We start from the raw sequence: 22,775 nt of genomic DNA, 5'->3' as shown, positions 1-22,775 counted from the left end.
CGATGTCCGCGACCTCTCCCCGTCACCCGTCAGGCCCCGTCGCCGACGCGTTCGCCGCGCGCGTGCGTGCGAACGAGGAGCTGACGCTGGCGCCGCACGCGACGCGCTCCTACCCGGCGCTGCGGGAGCGGGCGGAGCAGGAGTGCGGTGTGCGCACGCCGTTCCAGCGCGACCGCGACCGGATCGTCTACAGCAAGGCGTTCCGGCGGCTCAAGCACAAGACGCAGGTGTTCGTCGCGCCTGAGGGCGACCACTACCGCACGCGGCTCACGCACACGCTCGAGGTGACGCAGGTGTCGCGCACGGTCGCGCGCGCGCTCGGGCTCAACGAGGACCTGACGGAGGCGATAGGGCTCGGGCACGACCTCGGGCACCCGCCGTTCGGCCACATCGGCGAGGACGTGATCGACCGCTGCCTGCAGCAGCGCTTCGGCCGCCGCTTCAAGCACCACGAGCACTCGCTGCGGATCGTCGACCGGCTGGAGCGCGACGGCGCCGGCCTCAACCTCACCGCGCCCGTCCGGGACGGGATCGCGAGCCATTCCGGCCGCGCGCCGATGCCGAGCACGCTGGAGGGCCGGATCGTGCGGCTGCTGGACCGCGTCGCCTACATCAACCACGACATCGACGACGCCGTCCGCGCCGGCGTGCTCGACGAGCGCGATCTGCCGAGTGACGCGATCGCCGCGCTCGGCGAGACCGGGCCGCGACGGATCGACGCGCTGGTCCATGACGTCGTCGAGCACTCCGCGCGCGCGGGCGACGACATCGTGCAGGGGGAGGAGGCCGGCGCCGCGATGGCCGCCCTGCGCACGTTCATGTTCGAGCAGGTCTACCTCGGGCCCGTCGCGCGCGCCGAGCACGGCAAGATCGAGCACGTGCTGAGAACGCTCTTCCACCACTACGCCGACCATCCCGAGCAGATCCCGCGCTCCGGTCCGAACGCCGCCGCGGCCGCCGGCGCCGATCTCGCCGATCGCGTGACCGACTACCTCGCCGGGATGACCGACCGCTTCTGCATCCGCCAGTTCACCGAGCTGACGGTCCCCGACGCCTTCGCACCGTGAGCCGCTACTCGCCCGACTCGAAGGAGCGCGTCCGCGACGCGGTCGACATGCTCACGCTCGTCGGGGGCAAGACCGAGCTGCGGCGCGCCGGCGTCAACTCCTACTTCGGCCGCTGCCCGTTCCACGAGGAGCGCACCGGCTCCTTCCACGTGCGCCCTGAGGAGAAGCACTACCACTGCTTCGGCTGCCAGGAGTCCGGCGATCCGTTCGACTTCGTGATGCAGACCGAGGGGCTCGACTTCAGAGGTGCGCTGGAGTCGCTGGCGGAGCGCTTCGGGATCACGCTGGAGGTCGAGGACGAGGACCCGCTGGCGAAGGCGCGGCGCGACCGGCGCGACCGCCTGCACGCGCTGCTGGACCGCGCCGCGGGCTACTACGCGCGGTATCTGTGGGAGTCGGCCGAGGCGGCAGGCGCGCGCGACTACCTGGCCAGACGCGGTCTGGAAGAGGAGGCGCTGAGAACGTTCCGCGTCGGCTACGCGCCGAGCGCGTGGGACAAGATGCTGATGGGCTCGCGGCAGGCGGGCTTCAGCGAGGAGGAGCTGCTGGCGACGGGCCTGGCGCAGCGCAGCAGGCAGCGCCCGGGCTCCTACTACGATCGCTTCCGCGAGCGGATCATGTTCCCGCTCTCCAACGCGCGCGGGAAGGTCGTCGGCTTCGGCGCGCGCGCGATGCGCGACAACCAGCCGCCGAAGTACCTCAACACGAGCGAGGGCGAGGTCTTCCACAAGGGCAGCCAGCTGTTCGGGATCGACGTCGCGCGCAGACCGGCCGCGCGCGCCGGCACGATCGTGCTGGCGGAGGGCTACACCGACGTCATCGCGCTGCATCAGGCGGGCGTGCAGAACGCGGTCGGCGTGATGGGCACGTCGCTGACCGAGGAGCAGGTGCGCGAGCTGGAGCGGACAGCCCGGACGCTCGTGCTGGCCCTGGACGCCGACGGCGCCGGTCAGGAGGCGATGGTGCGCGCGTCGCGGATCGCCGCCGGGCGCAGACTGGAGCTGCGCGTCGCACGCCTCGCCGACGGGATGGACCCGGCGGACATCGTGCAGCAACAGGGTGCGGCGGCGGTGCGAGAGCTGGTCGCCAGATCGGTCCCGTTCGTCTCCTTCCACGTCGACAAGATCCTCGCGGGCGCCTCGCTCAGCGACGCGGAGGACAAGGACCGCGCGCTTGCCGAGCTGGGCCCGGTGCTGGCCGCGCAGCCCCCGAGCGTGCTGCGCGAGGACCTGATCGGGCGGATCGCGGGGAGATTGGGGATCGCGGTGCCGCTGGCGACGCAGCTGCTGGAGCGGGCGGCGGAGGAGGCTCCCGAGCCGTCGGCCACGCCAGCTTCCAGAGAGAGAGAACCTGCCGCAGAGGTCGAGGACTACTACGACCCCGGCCCCGACCCGGCGTGGCAGCCGCCGCCGGACGACTACGCCCATGAGCCGGAGCCGATGGGACCGCCACTGACCACGGTCACGACGACTCGCGTCGTGGCGGCAAGAGAACGGATGTTCCTGACGCTTTGCATCGCACTCCCACGAGAGGGTGCCGAGGCGATCAGAAGACTCGACCACGACAGACACCTGACAAGCGACGTCACACGCCGCGCCGCAACACATCTCTCGGCGGACGGCCGGTTGGAGTCGCCGACGACCGATCTTCCCGCGAGTGGTCCGCTGCGGGACTTCGTCGTCGAACTGGAGCAAGAGAGCCTCCAACGCGAAGTCTCACCGGACAGTCTTGAACTCGCCTGGACCTCGCTCGAACTCGATCGACTGAGACGTGAGATCGCGCACGAGCGCGCGCTGGGACAAGGCGGCGTCGAACAACTCGGTCGCGAGTGGAATCGCGTGGTCAGCGAGTCGAAGCGCCTGTACGAGCGGATCCAGTCGCGCGGATGACGGGGTGAGGACGCCTTCCGCGCCCAGTCCCGCTACCATGCTCTCCGCGCGGTCCCTGGTAGCTCAATTGGCAGAGCATTCGGCTGTTAACCGAAGGGTTGTTGGTTCGAGTCCAACCCAGGGAGCTTATTGTCAGCAAAAGCCCTGCAAATGCGGGGCTTTTGTCGTTCTCGGCCGGATTTCGCGAAACGATCTGGCGGCGTTTTGCGATTCCGCCGGGGGGAACCGCGGGCGTCTGCTCGACGGGTTGATGCAGGGGTGTGTGTCCCGGCACCCGGCCCCGGCGTTCCGCTTATCCCCCGGGCGGACGCCGGGGCCGCTGCCAGTCAGTGGATCAGCGTCTTGAGGACGACGATCACGACGCCGAAGGCTCCGTTGACGACGCCGGAGAGGAGCGCTGAGGGCCAGCGTTCGAACGTGCGGCGGCCGACGAGCAGGCCCCAGCCGAACAACTGGACGATCGTGATCGCGAGGGCGACGTCGATCGCCGTCTCCTCGGAGTAGACGTCGAACGCGGCGAGCAACAGGGCGAGCACGGGAAGGGTCGCGCTCTGAACCATCGACCATTCATGGCGCGCGATCGTCGCGAACCGGGCCCAGGTGAAGTCCTGGGGATCGCGCAGGCGCTCGGACATCGTCTGCGCCCACACGTGCGCGAGCCAGAAGACGCCCGAGGTCGCCAGCACCGAGGCGATCACCGCGCCGATGCTGACGTCGGCTTGGCCGAGCGAGCCGACGACGCCGGCGACCACGATCGTGCCGTAGATCGCCGCCGTGAAGTCCCGGTCGACCGCCTTTCCTGCCTGCCCTGTCGCGCTCATCCGCTCAGCGTACGTCGCAGCGCCGACGGCGAGTCGCGCGGTTCGTCACCATGGGCGGCTCTGATGACCCTCTTCAAGAAGCGCGAGCCGGAGCTGGGCGACCTCGCCGCCTACATCGTCGAGTCCGCCCGCGGGCGCGGGATCGCGGTCAACCGCGGGAGACTCGTCAAGCTGCTCTACCTGGTCGACGTCGAGCGCGTGCGCACGCGTCGCCAGCCGGTCACCGGCGTCGCGTGGATCCTCGGCAGATCGGGTCCGACGGCGAGCGGCCTCGAAGCGACGCTGAGAGACCTCGCCACACGTGAGAAGGAGTCCGGTCAGTGGGGGCGCAGCGTCGTCCACGAGAGCTTCCGCGACCCCTCGCGCGGCGACGACTGGATCGCCGGCACGAAGATGCTCGTCGACGGCGTGATCCGCGCCTACGCCGGCCTCGACACCGAAGCGCTCGACGACTACGTCGCCAACCAGACCAGCCCGATGCTCGACGCCACCCCCGGCGACCCGCTCCAGCTCGAGCTGGCCCGCGACGACCGCAGACTGCGCAGATAGCTGCCCCGGACGACAGAACGCCCCGGCGGGGACGGCCGGGGCGTCAGCGCACGACGCCCGCTCGGCGCGTCAGCGGGAGGGGGAGACCTCCGCTGTGGGTGCGGGCAACGTCGAGGTGGTCGACGAGTGCGCGCTCGGCCGCGGTGACGTCGCCGGCGCGCAGGGCGATCACGATCCGCAGGTGCTCGGCGAGGATGTCGCCGGCGCGGGAGCTGTCGGCGCTGATCGTCGCGGCGACGACGCGATGCTGGCGGTCGCGCAGGCCGTCGTAGAGGTCGAGCAGGATCTCGTTGCCGGCCGCGGCGACCCACGTGCGGTGGAAGTCGCGGTCGGCACGGGCGAAGGCGGCACGGGCGTCGGCCGCGAGCAGTTCGCGCTGGCGTGCGATCACCTGCTCCAGCGCGGGGACGACCGCGTCGGGATCGACGAGCTGCAACGCGTGGCGCTCGACCAGCAGCCGCACGTCGAACAGGTCCGCGATCTCGCGCGCCGACAGCGGCGTCACGAGCGCGCCGCGCTTTGGGTAGAGCGTCAGCAGGCGCTCGGACTGCAGTTGCAGCAACGCCTCTCGCACGGGCGTGCGGCTGACGCCGAGCTGCTCGGCGATCACCCCCTCGCTCAGCAGCTCGCCGTCGGCGTAGGCGCCGTCGAGCAGTTGCTGCTTGACGTGGTCGTAGGCACGCGTGGAGGCGGACATCGGCGCACAGCATGGTATAGATTCGGCTTAGATGCAAGCCGTCGACAATCTGCGTCCAAGCCGTCGCGCCTGGTGGATCTGGGGTATCGGTGCAAGCTTCTACTTCGCCGCGGTCTTCCACCGGATGGCACTCGGCGTCGCCGGGCTGCGCGCGGAGCAGCGGCTGCACTTCGACCACGAGGTGCTCGCCAGCTTCACCGCCCTGCAGTTCCTGATCTACCTCGGCATGCAGATCCCGGCCGGCCTCGCCGCCGACCGCATCGGCCCGCGCAAGACGCTCGCCGGCGGCCTGCTGGCGATCGCCGCGGGGGAGCTGATCTTCGGCCTGGCGCAGAGCGTCCCGCCCGCGATCGCCGGGCGCGCGCTGATCGGCTTCGGCGACGCGCTGATCCTGATCAACGTGCTGCGCTTGACGCAGAGCTGGTTCCCCGCGCGGATGGGCTCGCTGCTGGCGGCACTGACCGGCGTCGTCGGCGCGCTCGGCCAGCTGCTCGGCACGATCCCGCTGCGCGCGGCGCTCGAAGGTATCGGCTGGACCGCCACCTTCGTCGGCAGCAGCGCCGTCACGCTGCTGCTGTTCGCGCTCGCACTGGTCGCGATCCGCGACCGCCCGCCCGGCGTCCCCGCACCGACGCGCGCCGACCACGCACCGATCGGCGCGACGCTGAAGGCCGCCTGGGCGCGCCCCGGCACGCGCCACGGCTTCTGGGCGCACATGGCGATGATGGGCCCGTTCCAGGTCGTCAGCTCGCTGTGGGGCGCGCCGTTCCTGATCGAGGGCCAGCACTTCGACGAGGCGAGCGCGGCGACCTACCTGCTGATCACCTCCGCGGGCTTCGCCGTCGCCGGCCCGCTGCTGGGCGCGCTCGCCGACCGCGGCATCCGCGCGCAGAACCGCACGCTGCTGGTGATGAACGCGCTCGTCGTGCTGCTGTGGGCGGCGATCCTCTGCTGGCCCGACGGCGACGGCGTGCCGAGAGCGCTGCTGATGGCCGGCTTCGCGATCGTCGGGGCGGGCGCCGCCGGCGGCATGGTCGCGTTCGCACTCGGTCGCCGCGAGACCCCGTCCGAGGCCGGCGGCGCGGCGACGGCGATCGTCAACTGCGGCGGCTTCAGCGCGGCGATCGTCGCGCTCGAGCTGGCCGGCCTCCTGCTCGGCGGCGACACGGCGCCGGACGCCGAGCGCTTCCGCATCGCGCTCGCCCCGATGCTGGTGCTGTCGAGCTTCGCGTTCGTGCGCTGCCTGCGGCTCTCGCGCCAGCGCGAGCGCGCCGCCGATGCAGCGGATGCGGCCGCGAACGCCGCGGCTGCCGCTTCCCGGCAGCCGGACCCCGCGGCCGCATAGGATTGGAAGCTATGAGACCTTGCGGGGGAGGCAACTCGTGGCGCACCAGTTCCCGGCCCTCAAACCGGCGCAGCTGATGGCCATCCTGCAACGAGAGCCGCTGGCGTACGAGATCCTTCGTCAGCGCGGCTCGCACCGGCGGCTGCGCTCGCGCAACGGCCATCCTGACATCGGCTTCTCCTTCCATGGCCCGATCACGCTCCCCGGCGGACTCGTGCGAAAGGTCCTTGTGGGAGACGTCGGACTGAGCGAAGATATGGCAAGGAGCCTGCTCTGATGAGAACCGCACAGCTGATCTACCACGACGCCCCCGAGGGCTGGTGGGCCGCCTCGCCGGACCTGCCGGGCTACTCCGCGGCCGGCACGAGCTTCGAGGAAGTTCGCGACCTCGCGCGCGACGGCGCGCCCTGGTACGCCGACGAGGCGCTCGACCTGCACCACCTGATACCCGGTCCGCACACGTGGTGGACGGTCCCGAGCGTCGGCCAGCGCGCGCGCTTGGAGCTGGCGCCGCAGGGCCCGAACCCCGGTCTCTCGATCCGCACCAGCGGCCTTCAGACGGCGGCCTGAGGAATGGAAGCTGACCTGCTCCTCTGCGACCACGCAGAGGCGATCAACGGCAAGCTGTACATCATGGGCGCGGCGTGGAACCTGCTGCAGGCGCCCGGCCAGGCGATCACGATCGCGCTGGCGATCGTCGTCAAGGTCGCCTGGGACGAGGCCGACGCTCCGCACGAGCTGGTCGCGGAGCTGCTCGACGCCGACGGCGAGCGGATCATCGTCAACGGCGAGGCGGTCGCGCCGAGCGGTCGCTTCGAGCTCGGGAGGCCCGCTGGCCTGAAGCCGGGCTCGACGCTGAACATGCCGCTCGCGTTCAACCTCACCGGGCTCGTGCTCGGCACCGGCCAGTACGAGTGGCGCCTGACGATCGACGGCGACACCGTCGCGCGCGCGCCGTTCGCGGTCGTCGAGCCGCTCGGCGTCGCGTAGCTCGCCTCACACCGTCCCGCGCGCGAGCCGCTCGACCAGGTCGGCGGCTCGCGCCGCGGCGTCGTTGCGCGCGCTCCAGGCCGCCAGCTCGCCGGCGCGACGGGTCAGCGACGGCTCGTCGAGCGCCCGCTGCACCGCCAGCCGCACACCGCGAGGCGTCGTGAAGCGCCACGGCAGCCGCACGCCGGCCCCGGCCCAGTCCAGTCGCGCCGCGTTCTCGCCCATGTCGCCCGCCACCGGGCAGGCGACGACCGCCGCGCCCGACGCCAGCGCGCGCACCATCGTGCCGTGGCCGACGTGGCACAGCACGAGCGCGCACTGCGGCATCGTCTGCGCGTAGGAGACCCACTCGACCAGCCGCGTGTTGTCGGGCACCTCGACCGGCTCGCCGAGCGGCCGGCGGTTCCACGTCGCCAGCACGCGGATCGGCAGCTCGCCGAGGCCGGCCAGCGCCGCGCGCAGCAGTCTGTGGTCTCTGTCCTGCGCGGTCGACGGCGCCACCAGCACGAGCGGCAGGTCCCCGGGCGGCAGCTGCACCGGATCGGTCGGCGGCTCCCACAGCAGTGGCCCGACGACATGCGTGTGCGTCGGCCACGTGCGCGGGTACTCCAGCTGCGGATAGGTCCCGACGATGCAGAGCTGCTCGCTGAGCCCGCCGTGCAGGCGTGTCACCGGCGGCAGCCCGAGCTGCGCGCGTGTGTCGTTCAGCTCCTGCTGGCCCCAGCGCAGGCCGCGCTCGACGAGCGGGTCCAACCGCCGCCACAGCTGCTGCCCGAGCGCCGTCCGCGGCCAGCGCGCGCCGAACGAGTACGGCGGCGCGCCGGGCGGCGGGGCGGGGTGGACGTGTGGGATCAGCGTCGCCGCCGGGATCCCCTCCAGCTCCCCCGCCAGCGCGGGGGCGAGCGTGAGGATGTCCGCCACGACCGCGTCCGGGCGCGCCGCGGCGACCGCCGGCCGTGTCTGACCGACCGCTTTCACGACCGCCTCGTACATCGTCATCGGGCGTTCCTGGGTTGGAAAGACCGGGTATTCGGGCGCCGCGACGAACGTCATCCCGGCCGCCTCGACGTGCTCGCGCCAGCGCGACCACGTCTCCAGCGTGACGGCGTGCCCGCGCGCAGCCAGTTCGGTTCCGAGCGCGAGCATCGGGAAGGCGTGTCCAGGGTCGCCGAACGCTCCCAGGAACAGCCTCAGGCTCGGACTAGACGAATGACCGACAAGCGGTGCAGGAAGCCGAGAGGTTTGATGAGCTTTAATGACCTGTGGCACGGATGACCTGCAATGACGTAGGGGGCCGATGGACGAAGGCGCCACCACTGAGCGGCCGCGAGGATACGACGGGATGACGACCGCTGGCGCCAGCCTGCTCGCGGACGCGTCGCCGCCCGCGCCGGCCCGCGGCGCGATCGTCCGCGCCGCCGCGATCGTATGCGCACTCGCGGTCGCAGCGCTCGTGCTGCTCGCGCTGCTGGACGTCTCGACGTTCGCGAGGTCGCTCGGCGCCGCGGTCGCGGGGGCTGCAGGTTTCGCGGCAGCTTTCGTGCTCGTGCGCGCGCTGAGCGGCCTGCACGCCGCGCATGCGCAGCTCGCCAGACGCGAGGCGGACGCGCTGCGGATGGCCGACCTCGACGAGCTGACCGGCCTGGGCAACTACCGCATGTTCACGCGCCAGCTCGCCGCCGAGGTCGCGCGCTCGCGCCGTCACGACGACCCCTTCTCGCTCGTGCTGCTCGACCTCGACGGCTTCAAGGCGATCAACGACGAACTCGGCCACCTCGCCGGCGACGACGCGCTGCGCCACGTCGCTGCCGCGCTGCGCGAGACGCTGCGCGAGGAGGACGTCTGCTGCCGCCAGGGCGGCGACGAGTTCGCCGTCATCGCTGTGCGCGCCGCCGCGGAGGAGGCTGCCGACCTGGCCGAGCGCCTGACGAGCGCGATCGAGCAGATCCCGTTCGGCGTCAACGGCGAACGGCGGCTCGGCGCGTGCGCCGGCTGGGCGACGTTCGGCGAGCAGGCGCGCAGCGTCGACGAGCTGATCCTGCGCGCCGACACGGCGCTGCGCGCGGCCAAGCGCGCCACCACCGCCGGCAGAGGCGCGACGACTCGCCCCCGCGCAGCGGCGCCCGCAACACGCCGCGCGGCCGGCCGCCTCGGCCGCGGCGAGACCGCCCGGCTGGCGCTGCTGTCCGGCCTCGCCCGCGCGCTCGCGGGCGCCCGCGACGAGCGCACGCTCGCGGAGACGACCGTCGCGTTCCTGACGGGCGCGTTCGACACCATAGGCTCCGCCGCGATCGCGACCTGGCCGCACGCCGACGCGAACGCGACCACGGTCGTCGCGCCGCGGCTCGTCGCGCTCGGCTCCGGCGGCGACCCACACGTGCTCGGCAGCGAACTGGCGGCGCGCTCGACGGTCCGCCGTGCGCTCGCGGCCGCCGGCCCCGCCGTCGTCGAGGACGACCAGAGCACGCTCTGGATCGACGACACGACCGTGCGCAGCGAGCTTGCCGTCGCCGTCCCCGACGGCACCTCGACCTGGGGCTGCCTGCTGATCGCGTGCGACCGCCCGCGCGCGTACGGGATCGTCGAACGGGCGCTGGCGGAGGCAATCGCGCAGCAACTCGGACGCGCGCTCTCCTGCCGCCGGCTGCTCGACAAGCTGAGCGTCTCCGGCTTCGGCGAGCTGTACCGGATCGCCGCCGACGCGGAGGCGGAGACGATCCGCGGCTTCTCGCCCGGCCAGCAGGTCGAGGACGCCGAGCAGTGGCGCCTGGCCGACCTCGCATGGCAGGTCGGGCGCGCGCTCGAGCTCGCCGGCGAGGAGCGCAGAGCGCTGTACCTCGCGGCGCTGTTCCACAACGTCGGGACCGTCGGCGTGCCGGCCGCGCTGCTGGCGCACCCCGGCGAGCTGCACGAGGAGGAGCGCGCGATCCTGCGCGAGCACCCGCTGATCGGCGAGCGGATGCTGAGGGCGCTGCCGCTGCTGCGCGACGCCGCGCCGATCGTCCGCCACGAGCACGAGCGCTGGGACGGTCGCGGCTACCCTGACGGGCTCGCCGGCGACCAGATACCGCTGGAGGCGCGGATCCTGCTCGCGTGCGACGTCTACGTCTCGATGACCTCGCCACGGCCCTGGCGCCCGGCCCGCCCCGTCGAGGCCGCGCGCGCGGAGCTGCGCCGCGTCGCCGGCGCGCAGCTCGACGGGCGCGTCGTCGAAAGACTGCTGGCGCTGCTCGACGAGCCGCTGGCGGACCTGGACGACGACGATCGCAGCGCGCGCGAGCCGGCCGGGGTCTGAGCGGTCGCGGCGCCGGGCGCGCCCACGCCCGCGCGCCGGCCCGCGCCCCGTCGCGAGCGGGCCCGCTACGCCGCCAGCTCCGCGATCCGCCGCAACTGGTCCAGCCGCTCCTCCAGCGTCCACGCCATCGGCGAGATCATCAGCGTGCCGACGCCGGCCTCGCGGAAGATCTGCATTCGCTCGCGCACCACGTCGGCGGGACCGCACAGCGAGACGAGGTCGATCAGCTCGGCCGGCAGTGCAGCGGCCGCTTCCTCGCGCTTGCCGGCGAGGTACAGCTCCTGCACGGCGCGCGCGGCGTCCTCGAAGCCGTAGCGCTGCACGAGCGCGTTGTAGAAGTTCTGTCTGCGCGAGCCCATCCCGCCGACGTAGAGCGCCAGGTACGGCCGCATCGCGTCGCGCGCGCCGTCGAGGTCGTCGGTCACGAACGCGTTGACGGTCGGCGCGACGTCGAAGCCGTCGAGCGTGCGCCCGGCGCGCGTGGCGCCCTCCTCGAGGTGGCCGCGGAACTCCGCGACGTGCTCGGGGCTGAACAGCGTCGGGATCCAGCCGTCGGCGATCTCGCCCGCCAGCGCCGTGTTCTTCGGCCCGATCGCGGCGAGGTAGATCGGGATGCGCTCCTGCACCGGCGCGATCGTCAGCTTCAGCGCCTTGCCGGGCCCGTCCGGCAGCGGCAGCTCCAGCGTCTCGCCTCTGAAGACGACCCGCTCGCGCGCAAGCGCCATCCGCACGACCGCGACGTACTCGCGCGTGCGCTGCAGCATCTTGCCGTAGCGCTGGCCGTGCCAGCCCTCGGCGACCTGCGGACCCGACGCGCCGAGGCCGAGCAGCATCCGCCCGCCGGACAGCTGGTCGATCGTCGCGGCGGTCATCGCCGTCATCGCGGCGCTGCGGGCGGGGATCTGGAAGATCGCGGAGCCGAGCTTGATCGTGCTGGTGCCGGCGGCGAGCCAGGCGAGGATCGTCGCCGTGTCGGAGCCGTACGCCTCCGCCGCCCAGACGGAGTCGTAGCCGAGCCGCTCCGCCTCCTGCACGATCGCGAGCTGCTGCTGCGAGGTGAGCCCGAGGCCCCAGTAGCCGACGTGGACGCCGAGGCGCATCAGAGCTCGTCCCCGCGGCGCTCGAAGACGATCTCGGGAACGATGCAGGCGGGCGAGAGCCTCAGCAGCATCCGCACCGACTCGGCGATGTCCTCAGGGCGGATCATGTCGCTCGCGGGGACGTGGCCCTTGACGAAGTCCGTCATCGCGGTGTCGACGAACGCGGGGCAGAGCGCGGTCGACTTGATCCCGTCGGCGCTCAGCTCCTTGTTCATCGCCTCCGTGAAGCCGATCACCGCCGCCTTCGTCGCGGAGTAGACCGACAGCCACGCCTGGCCGCGCTTGCCGGAGATCGAGGAGGTGTTGACGACGAGCGCGTTGCCGTGCTCGCTGCCGGCCGCGCGCAACAGCCCCGCGCACTCGCGGTAGAACAGCACGACCGCGCCGACGTTGACGCTCAGCTGCATGTCGAGCTTCTTCGACTCGATGTCGGCGACCGCCGCGCCGATCCCGACGCCGGCGTTGTTGACGAGCACGTCGAGGCGGCCGTAGCGCTGCTCGTGCGCGGCGACGACGGCTTTCACGACCTCCTCGTCCGACAGCGGGCCGGGGACGTCCTGCACCTCCATGCCGGCGTCGCGCAGCTCCTGCGCGGCTGTCGCGAGCTTGTCCGGCCGTCGCGCGGCGAGCGTCAAGCCGTATCCCTCCTCGCCGAGCATCCGCGCGATCGCCAACCCGATCCCGCTCGATGCGCCGGTCACGATCGCCGCACGCTGTGCCATCTCCACCATTCCTTGCTCGTCGCGAAGCGCGGATCCTGCGACCCGTCGCGCGGTATCCAATCACTCCCTCGCGCACGACTCGCCGATTACCGCGGGCACTACGCTTCTGGGGTGTCCGACCGCACTCCCGAGCTTGCAGTCCTCGCTGTGCTGGTCGTCTTGACGGCGGGCGTGCTGCTGTTCGGCGGATCGTCCTCGGACGGTGACGCGAGCGGTGCGGACGCGACCGCGCAGGTCTCCTCGGCACGGCTGGCGCGCGTCGAGCGGCGTGTGGAGCAGCTGCGCGGGCTGCGCTTCAAGCGGCCGGTCAGCGTCACGGTCATGAGCCCCGACGAGGTGCGCGCGTTCGGCGTCGCCGAGGAGGACGCGGCCAGCTCGGCGCGCGAGCGAGCGGCCTCGCAGGAGTTGCTGAAAGTGCTCGGCCTGATCGATCCCGACGTCCAGATGGACGCGGTCACCGCCTCGATCTACGGCGAGCAGGTGGCGGGCTTCTACGACCCCAGAAGCGAGCGGCTCGCGCTCGTGAGAGGCGTCGGGATCGACGACGTGACGCTCGCGCACGAGCTGACGCACGCGCTGGAGGACCAGCACTTCGACCTGTCGAGGTTGGGGGAAGGCGGAGAAGCTGACACGGGCGACACGGGCGCGGGCGCCTCCGGCGACGACGACGCGGCCAGTGCGGAGTCGGCGCTCGTCGAGGGGACCGCGACGGTCGTGATGACGAGATACCTGCAGCGCTATCCCGAAGCGCTCGGCTTCGACGACGCGCTCGGCCAGCTGTGGGGCGCCAGCGGCTCGACGCCGCTGCCGCCGTACGTGATGCGCTCGCTGCTGTTCCCGTACGAGGCGGGTCAGCGGTTCGTCGGCCAGCTGCTGGCGACCAGCGGCGACTGGAGACTCGTCGACGAGGCGCTGCGCGACCGCCCGCCGACGTCCGCCGCGGAGGTGCTCGACGTCGACCGCTGGCTCGACAAGCAGCGACCGGCGAAGCTCGCCCTGCCGCCGGCCGACGCCCCCGGTCCTGCCTGGAGACGGATCGCGGCCTCGACGTTCGGCGAGGTCGACCTGCGCGAGCTGCTGCGCGACGGCGTCGGCGAGGACGCGGCCGAGCAGCTCGCCGCGACCTGGACCGGCGGCCGCTACGCGCTCTGGCGCCGCGGCCCGCTGCCCGCGCCAGGCTGCGACGAGCCTTGCCTGGGGCGCGACGCGCTCGTGCTGCGCCTGCGCTTCGATTCGCCGGCGGCAGCCGGTGCCGTCAGCGCCGCGCTCGGCACCTGGCTGCAGACCGACCGCAGAGCGACTGCCACCGGCCCCGGCGCCTGGAGCCTCCCCGGCGCCACCGCCGCGACGATCACGACCAGCGGCCCGCAGACGACCGTCACGCTCGCGCCGACGCGCACGCTCGCCGCGCGGCTGGCCCGATGGGTCAGCCCGGACAGCGCGGCTGGTCGGCGTCCGCCTCGGCTTGGAAGCGCGCAAGGACCGCGGCGTGAGCGAGGATGAACTGGTCCGGCTGATCGCCGGCGATGCGCCGCCCGGCGGCGAAGGCGAGGAACGGCGGACCGCTCGTCGCTCGCTGCGGCGGACACGCGCGGATCGCCGCGACGGCGACGTCGACCTCGCTCGGCGTCAGCTGGCGCTGCGGTCCCGAGGCTGCGAGCGGCCGCGTGAAGATCCCACGGTCGTCGGGCGCGACCAGCAGCGAGCCGACCTGGAGCACACCGAAGAGGATCGCGACGGCGGCGAGGGCCGCGAGCGGAGCTGAGCCGAAGCGCGCCGCGTCACCACCGCCCGCGGCCGGCGGCGACGAGCCGACTTGCTGAGCGTCCGCGACCGGGCGGACCGCCGCGACGACGCCCGCCGCCGCGAGGCACAGCAGCAGCGGTTCGACGACGACCACGAGCGTCAGATAGCTGCCGGTCTTCAAGAGCGTCAGGAACAGCAGCAGCGCGCCGAGCGCGCCGGCCGCGAGCGTCCGCTGCAGGTCAGGGTCGCCGATCCGCGCGCGCAGCGGCCAGGCGAGCGCGGCGCAGACGAGCAGCGGCAGCAGGTTCCACGCGCCCTGCGCCCACAGCCCGCCGACGTACGAAAGCCCCGCCAGCCCGCTCTCCCGCTGAGCCCGCACGGCGCCGTCGAGCACGCTGTCGCCGAACAGCGCGAGCGACAGCGCGACCAGCACGATGCCGGTTGCGACGAAGGCGAGGAGGGCGCGCAGGCGAACGGCTCGGGAAGCCGCCGCCAGCAGGAGCGCCAGCGCCGGCAGCCCGAACGCGAGCTTGAACGCGGTCGCGAGCGCCGCAAGAACGCCCGCGAGGAGGGCGGTGCGGGCGCGGCTGGCGGCGAGTGCGGCGCCGAGCAGCAGCGGGGCGGCGAACGTCTCGGGCAGCAGTTGAGCGTGCTCGCGCAGCGCCCACGGCGTCACGAGCGCGAGCAGCGCCGCGACGACAGCGGCCCAGCGCGCGCCGGTGAGACGCCAGACGGCGACGAGCACGAGCCCGGAGGTGACCAGCTCGACTGCGGCCATCGCGATCCGCAGCGCCGTCAGCGTGTCGCTGACGCTCAGCACCGCGGCGCCGGCGAGATAGAGCGGCGGCGGCTGCGCGGCGGCGATCTCGCCGTAGAGGTCGCCGCCGTCGGCGACCAGCCGCGCGGTCAGCGCGTAGACGCCGTCGGAGTACTCCCAGTAGCCGTTGTCCTGCCACAGGCCGAGCAGCACGAGCACGACCGCCGCCGCAAGCGCCCAGACGGCGACCGCGACGGTTCCGAGCGCGTCCTCACCGCGGACGCGCGCGCTTGGGGCGGCGGGCACGGCGGGGGAGGATAGACCGCACCGGGGGTGCTACGCCGCCGCGGCCCGCTCCGCGCACAGCGCGGCGCCGCGTGCCGCCAGCAGGTTGGCCAGGTCGGCCGCCTGCAGTCTGATCTCCGGCACCGCGGTCGTCTCCCACAGCTGGCCGCGGCGCAGCGCGCCGAGCGTGAAGAGGTTGCCGGACGGGTGGCCGTCGCAGTCGCACAGTTGGCCGTCGGCGTCGGTGTCGAGACCGAGGCCGAGCGGGCCGGCGCGGCCGAGGCGGTCCGCGATCAGGTTCGACAGCAGCGGGTCGCCGTCGGCGCCGGGGCTGGGATCCGGGCCGGTGCAGTTGACGACCGCGTCGACGTGCAGCGCTTCGACGCCGTCGGCGGTCTTGTAGAGCGCGTCGATCCCGCCGTCGGCCGCGGGGTCGAGCCGCTGCAGCGAACCCGCGCGCAGCGACAGGCGCCCCTCGTCGCGCAGCGTGCGCAGCCGCTCGGCGACGCCGGGCGCCATCCGATGGCGGTGGATCTCCCAGCGGCGCGCGTGACGGGCGAGGAAGCGCGCCTGCTCGCCGAGCGGGAGCGACTGCCACAGCTGCTGCGTGTAGGGCCGCACGCCGTCGACGACCGAGCGCCAGTCGCCGCCGGCCGCGACCTCCGCCAGCGCGGCGTTCTCGACGTGCGCCGCGAGGCGGTCTGCGGTGAGCGGACCGGTCGGCGGCCGGAACGGGCGCACGTGCGCGGGCGGCTCGGCGTGGTGGGCGCGCGGCAGCACGCCGCGGCGCGAGAGCGCGATCAGCTCAGGGCCGCCGTCGCCGGGGCAGAGGCTCATCGCGACGTCGATCATCGTCAGGCCGCTGCCGACGATCAGGACGCGGTCTCGGTCGGCGAGCGCGGCGATGCGGTCGTGGTCCCACGGATCGGCGACGTAGCCGGGATGGTCGAGCAGCTCGGGACCGGCGCCGGGCGGCGTGCGCGGCCGGTTGACGCCGACCGCGAGGACGACGGCGTCTGCGGGCAGCGCGGCGCCGGAGCGGGTGAGCACCGTCGCGCCCCCGTCGACGATCCGCACGGCCTCGTCGCGCGAGCGCGTGAAGACGACCTCGCCGGCCGCGTTCGCCGCCGTCTGCGCGAGCAGCTCCTGCAGGTAGGCGCCGTACGCGACGCGCGGCGCGAAGGTGCCCGCGTGGGCGTAGGTGTCGCGCGCGTGCAGCCAGTCGAGGAAGTCGCGCGGGGCGTCGGGCAGCGCGCTCATGCCGGCGGCGTTGACGTTCAGCAGGTGCTGGGCGTCGGGCGTCGAGAACGCGACGCCGGGGCCGAAGCGGCCGCTGCGCTCCAGCAGCGTCAGCTCCAGCGGGCCGCCGCGCCAGGCGCGCAGCAGCTGCACCGCCGTGGCCGTCCCCGCGAAGCCGGCGCCGACGACGACGACGCGAAACGGGTCGGTTGGCGAGGTCACGAGGCAAAGTAGATCAAATGGATCGGCTTCGGGCACTCTCAGGCACGACCGGCCCGGAGATTGTGTGCTGCACGGTCCGCGCTGAACGGGCCCAACGACGTGATCGTCCGCTCCGACGGCACGATCTACTTCAGCGACCCGTGGAGCACCCGCGTCAGGCCGCCGTGGGGCGTCGACCGACCGGCTCAGCGCAGCAGGCGGCGGCGATGTCCGCTCCCAGCGGCCGGCCTCGCTCGTCGCGGTCCGTTAGCTGGGGTCGGCCGGGCGGGGAGCGCGGACGGTCATCGTCGGCCAGTCGCTGACGGCAGCGAGCAGGGTGCGGTCGTGCGTCACGAGCACGACCGCGGCCGGCGTCTCGACGAGCGCCTCCGTCAGCTCGTCGACGAGCGTGACCGAGAGGTGGTTGGTCGGCTCGTCGAGCAGCAGGACCGAAGGTCTCGCGAGCAGCACCTGCGCAAGCGCCACGCGCCGGCGCTGACCGACGGAGAGCACGCCGACGGGACGGTCGAGATCGGCGTCGGTGAGCAGGCCGGTGGCGCGGGCGGCGTCGCGCAGAGCGTCGGGCTGCTCCTCGTCGTCGTCGGGATCGGAGTCGAGGTCCGCCTCCAACAGCTCCAGCGGCGTTCTCGACGGATCGAGGTCGTCCTCCTGCGCGAACAGGCCCACGCGGACGCCGTCCAGTCGCGCGATCGTCCCGCCGTCGGGTTCGAGCCGGCCGGCGAGCAGCGCCAGCAGCGTCGACTTGCCCGCGCCGTTGGGGCCGCGCAGCAGCAGGCGGCCGCCGGGCATCAGCTCCAGCCCCGGCCCGGCCGGCAGCAGCGCACGATCGCGGAAGCGGATCCGATCAGCCTTCAACAGCGGCTCGTCGCCGTCGCCCTCCAGCTGCGGCAGCCCGAACCTCAGCGGCTCGGGCGGACCGGGACCGCGTCTCGCGCGTGCGTCGTCGAGCCGCCGTCGCAGCGCCGCGACCGTGTTGCCCGCGCGGCTGGCGCGCCCGTGCCCGGCCGCCTCGCTGCCCGGCCGCCACCGCTCCCGAGCGTGCGCCTGCGCGCTGGAGAGCTGTTCGGCCAATCTTCTCTCCGCTTCGACGGCGCGCTGGTGATGCTCGCGCCAGCGCCGCCACGTCGCCGCGCGCGTCGCGCGGAACTCGGGGTAGGTGCCGCCGAACAGGACGCCGCTGCCGTCGGCGGTCGGATCGAGGTCGAGCATCGCGGTCGCGACGGCGTCGAGCAGCCAGCGGTCGTGCGTGACGAGCACGACGATCCCCGGGTGCGCCTGCAGCCGCGCGCCGAGCCGGTCGAGCGCGTCGTCGTCGAGATGGTTGCTCGGCTCGTCCAGCAAGACCGCTCCGGCCGGATCGTGCAGCGCGCACGCCAGCCGCAGCCGATAGCGCTGCCCGGGGGAGAGCGCACGCAGCAGCGTGTCGGCCGCGAACCCGCATCCGAACGCCTCCAACGCGTCGTCCAGCCGCCGCGGCGCGTCCCAGGCGCCGAGGTTCTCGGCGGCTTGGAGCGCCGCCGCATACCGCTCTGCCGCGCCGGGTCCTCCAGCCAACCCCTCCACCGCCGCATCCAGCTCCGCGAGCGCCTCACGGCTCCCGCGCAGCGCATCCTCCAGCACCGTCGCGACAGTCGCGTCGTCGGCGACGAGCAGCTCCTGCTCGACCAGCTTCCGCCCGGTCGTGCAGACGACCGTGCCGCTGTCCGCTTCGAGCGTCCCGGCGAGCAGCCGCAGCAGCGTGCTCTTGCCCGTCCCGTTGTCGCCGACGATCGCCAGCCGCTGCCCCGCGCCGACGGTCAGCGAGATCCCGTCGAGCACGATCCCCTCGCCGTACCCCTTGCGCAGCTCCCGCGCGGCGAGGTGCGCAGACCTCCGCTCGACCCGATCGAGCAACGGCACTCCCGCCTGGCTGTACGATTCGCGGTCGGCGGGCATCGCAGAGCGGCAACGATAGCCGCGCACGCGCCGGGGCACCGTTTCGCCCACCGCCGCCGCGCACGGCAGCGTCTCCCGTCGGCCTCTGCAAGCCCGACCGCCGGCCGGATACACGCTCGGATGCATTCCACCGCATCGGACCCGGTGCGATGGTGGGTCGATGGGACGCTCCGCGCGACAGCTCGCCGGACTCGCGACCGCGCTGCTCGTGTTCGGTGCCGGCGTCGCGCTGGCGCTGGCCGAGCGGGCGCCCGGGGTGGCGTGGACGTTGATCGTGTGGTCGCTCGTGCTCGTCGTGGCGTTCGCCGGCAGGCCGCGGACCCGTACGCGCCCGCCCCCGAGCCGGCGGTCTAAGGCTCGACGAGCCCGCGGCGGATCGCGTAGCGGGTGAGGTCGACGCGATCGCGCATCCCGAGCTTCTCGAGGATGTTCGCGCGATGGCGGTCGACGGTCTTCTCGCTGATCACGAGCAGGGCGGCGATCTCACGGCTCGTGTTCCCCTCTGCGATCAGCTTCACGATCTCCGACTCGCGCGGCGTGAGCGGGTCCAGCTCGGCCTCGTCGCCGGCCGCCGCGCGCTCGACGTGGTCGCGGATCAGCGCGCTCACGGCCGCGGGGTAGAGGAACGGCTCGTTGCGCATCACCGCGCGGCAGGCCCCGACGAGGTCTCTGTCGACGACCGACTTCAGCACGTAGCCCGACGCGCCTGCCCGCAGCGCCTCGAACAGGTAGCGCTCGTTGTCGTGCATCGAGAGGATCAGCGTGCGCAGCTCCGGCCGCCGGCGCGACAGCTCGCGCGCGACCTGGATCCCCGTCAGCCGCGGCATCGTGACGTCGAGCACCGCGAGGTCGACGTCTTCGCGCAGCCCCAACTCGACCGCCTCGTGGCCGTCGCCGGCCTCGGCGACGACCTCCAGGTCCGGCTCCGCCTCCAGCACCAGCCTCAGTCCGTGCCGCACGACGGCGTGGTCGTCGGCGAGCAGGATGCGCGTCTTCAGCGGCGTCGTCATGCGGCCACCTCCGCGATCGGCAGCCGCAGCCGCACCTCGGTCCCGCCGTCGGGCAGCGTCTGCAGCTGGCAGGTGCCGCCGAGCAGCAGCGCGCGCTCGTGCATGCCCTGGATCCCGCCGCCGGGGACGCTGTCGCCCAGTCCGGCGCCGTCGTCGCGCGCGAGCAGCGTGACGTCGCCGTCGCCGCCGCCCTCGAGCGTCAGCGCGGCCGTGGCGGCGCCGGCGTGCCGCAGCGTGTTCGTGAGCGCCTCCTGCGCGACGCGGAAGACGACCAGCTCCGCTTCCGGCGCCAGCGGCGGCAGGTCGGGCGCCACGGACAGTCGCACGGAGACCTCGCTCTGCTCGTCGATGCGGCGGCAGAGCGCCTCCAGCGCGTTCTCCAGCCCGAGGTCGTCGAGCGCCTCCGGGCGCAGCCGGATCGCGACGTCGCGCACCTCGCGCAGCAGCGTGCGGGTCGTCTCGCGGGCGTCGGCGAGCTCGCTCTGCAGCGGCTCGGGCGCGTCACGCGCGGCGCGGTCGATCTGCAGCATCAGCGCCGTCAGGCTCTGCCCGATGCCGTCGTGCAGCTCCTGCGCGACGCGCAGCCGCTCCGCCTCCTGCGCCGTCAGCGACCGTGCGACGCTGCCGCGACGCTCGTCCTCCAGGCGTTCGAGCATCCCGTTGAACGCGATCGTCAGGCGCCGGATCTCCTCGTGCGACTCGTCGAGCGGCAGGCGCCGGCCCGGGTGCAGCGGCTCGACCGTCTCCATCAGCGTCGCGAGCCGCCGCAGCGGCGCGAGCGCGCGCCGCAGCAGCACGAAGTCGATCGCCGAGATCGTCAGCAGCACCGCGACGAGCACCGCTGCCTCGCGACGGGCGATCTCGGCGCTGACGGTCGCGGGCGTCAGCGCGAGCACGAGCCCCGCCAGTGCGAAGACCGCGACGTTGAGAGCGAAGATGCGCTGCAGCAGCGAGGTGCGGCCCACCCGACCAGTGTGACGCAGCGACGCCTCTGGCGGGCGGATCTGCACGTTCGCCGCACGGCCGGATGCACGCTCGCACCCATGTCGGCGGCTCCGCGGCGCTCGTACTGTCTCCAGGGGCCCGTGCCGACCGCTCCGATCCGTCCCACAGCCTCCCGAGCGCCACGCTGATGGTTGTGTCGGTCGGCATCTTCGCCGGCGCGCTGGCGCTGATCGTCGCGGAGAAGTTCGACCGCACGAAGATCGCGCTCGTCGGCGCCGCGCTGCTGCTGCTGTCGCAGACGATCGACCAGGAGCTGGCGCTGGAGGCGATCCATTTCGACACGCTCGGCCTGCTCGCCGGCATGATGATCGTCGTCCGTCTGACCGAGGCGACGGGGCTCTACACCTACATCGCGATCCGCGCCGGACAGCTCTCGCGCGGGCGGCCGTTCCTGCTCGTCGTCGCGCTCGCGATCCCGACCGCCGTGCTGTCGGCGTTTCTCGACAACCTCACGACGATCCTGCTGATGGTCCCGATCACGTTCCTGCTCGCGGACGCGTTCGACATAGACCCGATCCCGCTGATCCTGATCGAGGTGATGGCGTGCAACATCGGCGGCACGGCGACGTTGATCGGCGACCCGCCGAACATCATGATCGCGAGCGCGACCGGCCTCTCGTTCATGGACTTCGTCCTCAACGTCGCGCCGATCGCGTACTTCACCGCAGCCGTCGTCGTCTGCCTGCTCTACCTCGTCTTCAGACGCAGGCTGCAGATCGAGCCGGCGGCGCGCGACAAGGTGATGGAGCTGGACGCGTCGCGCTCGATCGAGCAGCCGGACGAGCTGAGACGGCTGCTGCCGGTCCTGCTGATCACGATCCTCGCGTTCTTCGTCCACAAGCCGCTCGGGCTGGAGCCCGCGACCGTGGCGCTGTGCGGCGCGACGGCGATGCTCGCCCTCAGCCGCCAGTCGCTGCGGGAGACGCTCGGCGGGATCGAGTGGCCGACGCTGTTCTTCTTCGTCGGGCTGTTCGTGATGGTCGGAGCGCTGGAGCACACCGGCGCGATCGACAAGCTGGCGAGCGCGCTCGTCGCGATCACCGACGGCGACCGCACGGCGGAGCTGCTCGCGATCGCGTGGTCGGCCTCGATCGTCGGCGGGATCGTCGACAACATCCCGCTGACGGCGACGATGATCCCCGTCGTCGAGTCGATCGCGGGCGACTCCGGCGACAACGCCTACTGGTGGGCGCTGTCGCTCGGCGCCTGCTTCGGCGGCAACCTGACGATCATCTCGGCCGCGGCGAACGTCGCGGCGGCCGGGATGGCGTCCCGCGCCGGTCAGCCGATCGGCTTCGTACAGTTCCTCAAGGTCGGCGTTCCTGTCACGCTGCTGTCGATGGTCCTCGTCACGATCTACCTCTACCTGCGCTACATCTGATGGGCATCCTGAGCCACGTCGCGCTGCTGCGCTCCGACCGCCCGATGCGGGAGGCCGTCGAGGCGCTGCAGCAGGCGGAAGTCCCGGCGCTGCCGGTCGAGGACCACGACGGCCACTTCTTCGGCATCTTCGGCGAGCGCGAGTTCATCGAGGCGATCTTCCCCGGCTACATCAAGGAGCTGAGATACGCCGGCTTCGTGCCGCACTCGCTCGACGCCGCGATCGCCCGCCGCTCCGGCTGCCTGGACCAGCCCGTCGGCAACTTCGCCAACCGCGAGCCGATCGCCGTCAGAGAGGGCTTCTCCGACGCCGAGCTGGCGGAGACGTTCCTGCACCACCGCGTCCTGATCGTCCCCGTCGTCGACGCCGAGCGCCGCGTGATGGGCGTCGTCACGCGCAGAACGTTCTTCGACATCGTCTCCGGCCGGATGCCCTGAGACGCCTCCCGAGGCCGGCGGTGCGTCAGGCCAGTTCCATGTCGTTACGTTCGACGGCCGGAGAAAACACCGAGAAAAGCCGTCCCGCAATCGGGCTCGCGCGCCCGCCCTGTCGTCCTCTTCCGACGGGATAGCCGTCGAGCGGCCGCTGATCAACAGCGACTCGCCCAACATCTTGATGAACACCGTGTTCCGAGGAGGCCAACACCCAATTCAGTCCGCGGCCGATGGGACGGTGACACTTGGCCATTGGCCAGATGGCCAACGATGGACGTTCAAGTTC

21 protein-coding genes and 1 tRNA gene are annotated in these 22,775 nt (G+C 72.8%); 12 read left to right on the top strand and 10 right to left on the bottom strand.

Features of this window, described 5'->3' with window-relative positions; all coding sequences use genetic code 11:
- Positions 1 to 2 precede the first annotated feature (2 nt).
- The 3 genes from Q7L65_RS10235 (at position 3) to Q7L65_RS10225 (ending at position 3,081) form a co-directional block, all read left to right on the top strand.
- A complete protein-coding gene (locus tag Q7L65_RS10235) occupies positions 3 to 1,067 on the top strand; it encodes a deoxyguanosinetriphosphate triphosphohydrolase (protein ID WP_304720895.1) in 1,065 nt (354 codons plus the stop codon).
- Entirely contained in the window at positions 1,064 to 2,956 is a 1,893-nt protein-coding gene (gene dnaG, locus Q7L65_RS10230) for a DNA primase (RefSeq protein WP_304720894.1), read from the top strand. Before Q7L65_RS10235 ends, dnaG begins: the two co-directional genes overlap by 4 nt.
- A gap of 52 nt (positions 2,957 to 3,008) precedes the next feature.
- A tRNA-Asn gene (locus Q7L65_RS10225) sits at positions 3,009 to 3,081 on the top strand.
- A 201-nt stretch (positions 3,082 to 3,282) separates the two neighbouring features.
- On the opposite strand, the gene Q7L65_RS10220 is transcribed toward Q7L65_RS10225, so the two are convergent.
- Complete coding sequence (locus Q7L65_RS10220) at positions 3,283 to 3,777, bottom strand: hypothetical protein (RefSeq protein ID WP_304720892.1); 495 nt, start codon at positions 3,775 to 3,777, stop codon at positions 3,283 to 3,285.
- A gap of 63 nt (positions 3,778 to 3,840) precedes the next feature.
- On the opposite strand from Q7L65_RS10220, the gene Q7L65_RS10215 reads away from it, so the two are divergent.
- The gene (locus tag Q7L65_RS10215; RefSeq protein ID WP_304720891.1) at positions 3,841 to 4,326 is read left to right on the top strand and encodes a hypothetical protein; all 486 of its coding nucleotides are present in this window, start codon (positions 3,841 to 3,843) and stop codon (positions 4,324 to 4,326) included.
- A 43-nt stretch (positions 4,327 to 4,369) separates the two neighbouring features.
- Here the strand turns inward: Q7L65_RS10215 and Q7L65_RS10210 are convergent, their stop codons facing one another.
- Entirely contained in the window at positions 4,370 to 5,023 is a 654-nt protein-coding gene (locus tag Q7L65_RS10210; protein WP_304720889.1) for a GntR family transcriptional regulator, read from the bottom strand.
- Positions 5,024 to 5,054: 31 nt separating this feature from the next.
- Between Q7L65_RS10210 and Q7L65_RS10205 the strand changes: the two genes are divergently transcribed.
- From Q7L65_RS10205 to Q7L65_RS10190, 4 genes are read left to right on the top strand one after another with little or no spacing between them, the layout of a single operon-like run.
- The gene (locus Q7L65_RS10205; RefSeq protein ID WP_304720888.1) at positions 5,055 to 6,368 is read left to right on the top strand and encodes an MFS transporter; all 1,314 of its coding nucleotides are present in this window, start codon (positions 5,055 to 5,057) and stop codon (positions 6,366 to 6,368) included.
- 37 nt (positions 6,369 to 6,405) lie between these two features.
- On the top strand, positions 6,406 to 6,645 hold the full coding sequence (locus Q7L65_RS10200) for a type II toxin-antitoxin system HicA family toxin (RefSeq protein ID WP_304720886.1): 240 nt from the start codon (positions 6,406 to 6,408) through the stop codon (positions 6,643 to 6,645).
- A complete protein-coding gene (locus tag Q7L65_RS10195; protein ID WP_304720885.1) occupies positions 6,645 to 6,938 on the top strand; it encodes a type II toxin-antitoxin system HicB family antitoxin in 294 nt (97 codons plus the stop codon). Before Q7L65_RS10200 ends, Q7L65_RS10195 begins: the two co-directional genes overlap by 1 nt.
- A gap of 3 nt (positions 6,939 to 6,941) precedes the next feature.
- Positions 6,942 to 7,358 (top strand): hypothetical protein, encoded by a 417-nt coding sequence (locus tag Q7L65_RS10190; protein WP_304720883.1) that lies wholly within the window; start codon positions 6,942 to 6,944, stop codon positions 7,356 to 7,358.
- A 6-nt stretch (positions 7,359 to 7,364) separates the two neighbouring features.
- Here Q7L65_RS10190 and Q7L65_RS10185 read toward each other — a convergent pair whose 3' ends face one another.
- A complete protein-coding gene (locus Q7L65_RS10185; RefSeq protein WP_304720881.1) occupies positions 7,365 to 8,504 on the bottom strand; it encodes a glycosyltransferase in 1,140 nt (379 codons plus the stop codon).
- 196 nt (positions 8,505 to 8,700) lie between these two features.
- On the opposite strand from Q7L65_RS10185, the gene Q7L65_RS10180 reads away from it, so the two are divergent.
- Positions 8,701 to 10,653 (top strand): diguanylate cyclase, encoded by a 1,953-nt coding sequence (locus tag Q7L65_RS10180; protein WP_304720880.1) that lies wholly within the window; start codon positions 8,701 to 8,703, stop codon positions 10,651 to 10,653.
- A gap of 65 nt (positions 10,654 to 10,718) precedes the next feature.
- On the opposite strand, the gene Q7L65_RS10175 is transcribed toward Q7L65_RS10180, so the two are convergent.
- Both Q7L65_RS10175 and Q7L65_RS10170 read right to left on the bottom strand, forming a co-directional pair.
- On the bottom strand, positions 10,719 to 11,753 hold the full coding sequence (locus tag Q7L65_RS10175) for an LLM class F420-dependent oxidoreductase (protein ID WP_304720878.1): 1,035 nt from the start codon (positions 11,751 to 11,753) through the stop codon (positions 10,719 to 10,721).
- On the bottom strand, positions 11,753 to 12,475 hold the full coding sequence (locus Q7L65_RS10170; protein ID WP_304720876.1) for an SDR family oxidoreductase: 723 nt from the start codon (positions 12,473 to 12,475) through the stop codon (positions 11,753 to 11,755). Before Q7L65_RS10170 ends, Q7L65_RS10175 begins: the two co-directional genes overlap by 1 nt.
- Before the next feature lie 111 nt (positions 12,476 to 12,586).
- Here Q7L65_RS10170 and Q7L65_RS10165 point away from each other — a divergent pair, with 111 nt between their 5' ends.
- Positions 12,587 to 13,978, top strand: coding sequence for a hypothetical protein (locus Q7L65_RS10165; protein ID WP_304720875.1), 1,392 nt, complete (start codon positions 12,587 to 12,589; stop codon positions 13,976 to 13,978).
- Here the strand turns inward: Q7L65_RS10165 and Q7L65_RS10160 are convergent.
- The 5 genes from Q7L65_RS10160 to Q7L65_RS10140 form a co-directional block, all read right to left on the bottom strand.
- Positions 13,902 to 15,284, bottom strand: a complete 1,383-nt coding sequence (locus tag Q7L65_RS10160) for a hypothetical protein (protein WP_304720873.1) — start codon at positions 15,282 to 15,284, stop codon at positions 13,902 to 13,904. The genes Q7L65_RS10165 and Q7L65_RS10160 overlap by 77 nt on opposite strands.
- Positions 15,285 to 15,314: 30 nt before the next feature.
- Positions 15,315 to 16,724, bottom strand: a complete 1,410-nt coding sequence (locus Q7L65_RS10155) for an FAD/NAD(P)-binding protein (RefSeq protein WP_304720871.1) — start codon at positions 16,722 to 16,724, stop codon at positions 15,315 to 15,317.
- A 246-nt stretch (positions 16,725 to 16,970) separates the two neighbouring features.
- Positions 16,971 to 18,659 (bottom strand): ABC-F family ATP-binding cassette domain-containing protein, encoded by a 1,689-nt coding sequence (locus Q7L65_RS10150; protein ID WP_304720869.1) that lies wholly within the window; start codon positions 18,657 to 18,659, stop codon positions 16,971 to 16,973.
- Positions 18,660 to 19,009: 350 nt separating this feature from the next.
- Entirely contained in the window at positions 19,010 to 19,669 is a 660-nt protein-coding gene (locus tag Q7L65_RS10145) for a response regulator transcription factor (protein ID WP_304720867.1), read from the bottom strand.
- Positions 19,666 to 20,634, bottom strand: a complete 969-nt coding sequence (locus Q7L65_RS10140; RefSeq protein ID WP_304720866.1) for a sensor histidine kinase — start codon at positions 20,632 to 20,634, stop codon at positions 19,666 to 19,668. Before Q7L65_RS10140 ends, Q7L65_RS10145 begins: the two co-directional genes overlap by 4 nt.
- A 173-nt stretch (positions 20,635 to 20,807) precedes the next feature.
- On the opposite strand from Q7L65_RS10140, the gene Q7L65_RS10135 reads away from it, so the two are divergent.
- Positions 20,808 to 22,055: an SLC13 family permease gene (locus Q7L65_RS10135; protein WP_370552539.1), complete on the top strand. Its 1,248-nt coding sequence runs from the start codon at positions 20,808 to 20,810 to the stop codon at positions 22,053 to 22,055.
- The gene (locus tag Q7L65_RS10130; RefSeq protein WP_304720863.1) at positions 22,055 to 22,492 is read left to right on the top strand and encodes an HPP family protein; all 438 of its coding nucleotides are present in this window, start codon (positions 22,055 to 22,057) and stop codon (positions 22,490 to 22,492) included. Before Q7L65_RS10135 ends, Q7L65_RS10130 begins: the two co-directional genes overlap by 1 nt.
- The last annotated feature ends 283 nt before the right edge of the window (positions 22,493 to 22,775 follow it).

It is taken from the genome of Conexibacter sp. CPCC 206217 (genome assembly GCF_030646165.1).
Classification (GTDB): domain Bacteria; phylum Actinomycetota; class Thermoleophilia; order Solirubrobacterales; family Solirubrobacteraceae; genus Conexibacter.
Note: the sequence above shows the minus strand (reverse complement) of the source record. Positions and strands in the feature narration are given on the sequence as shown.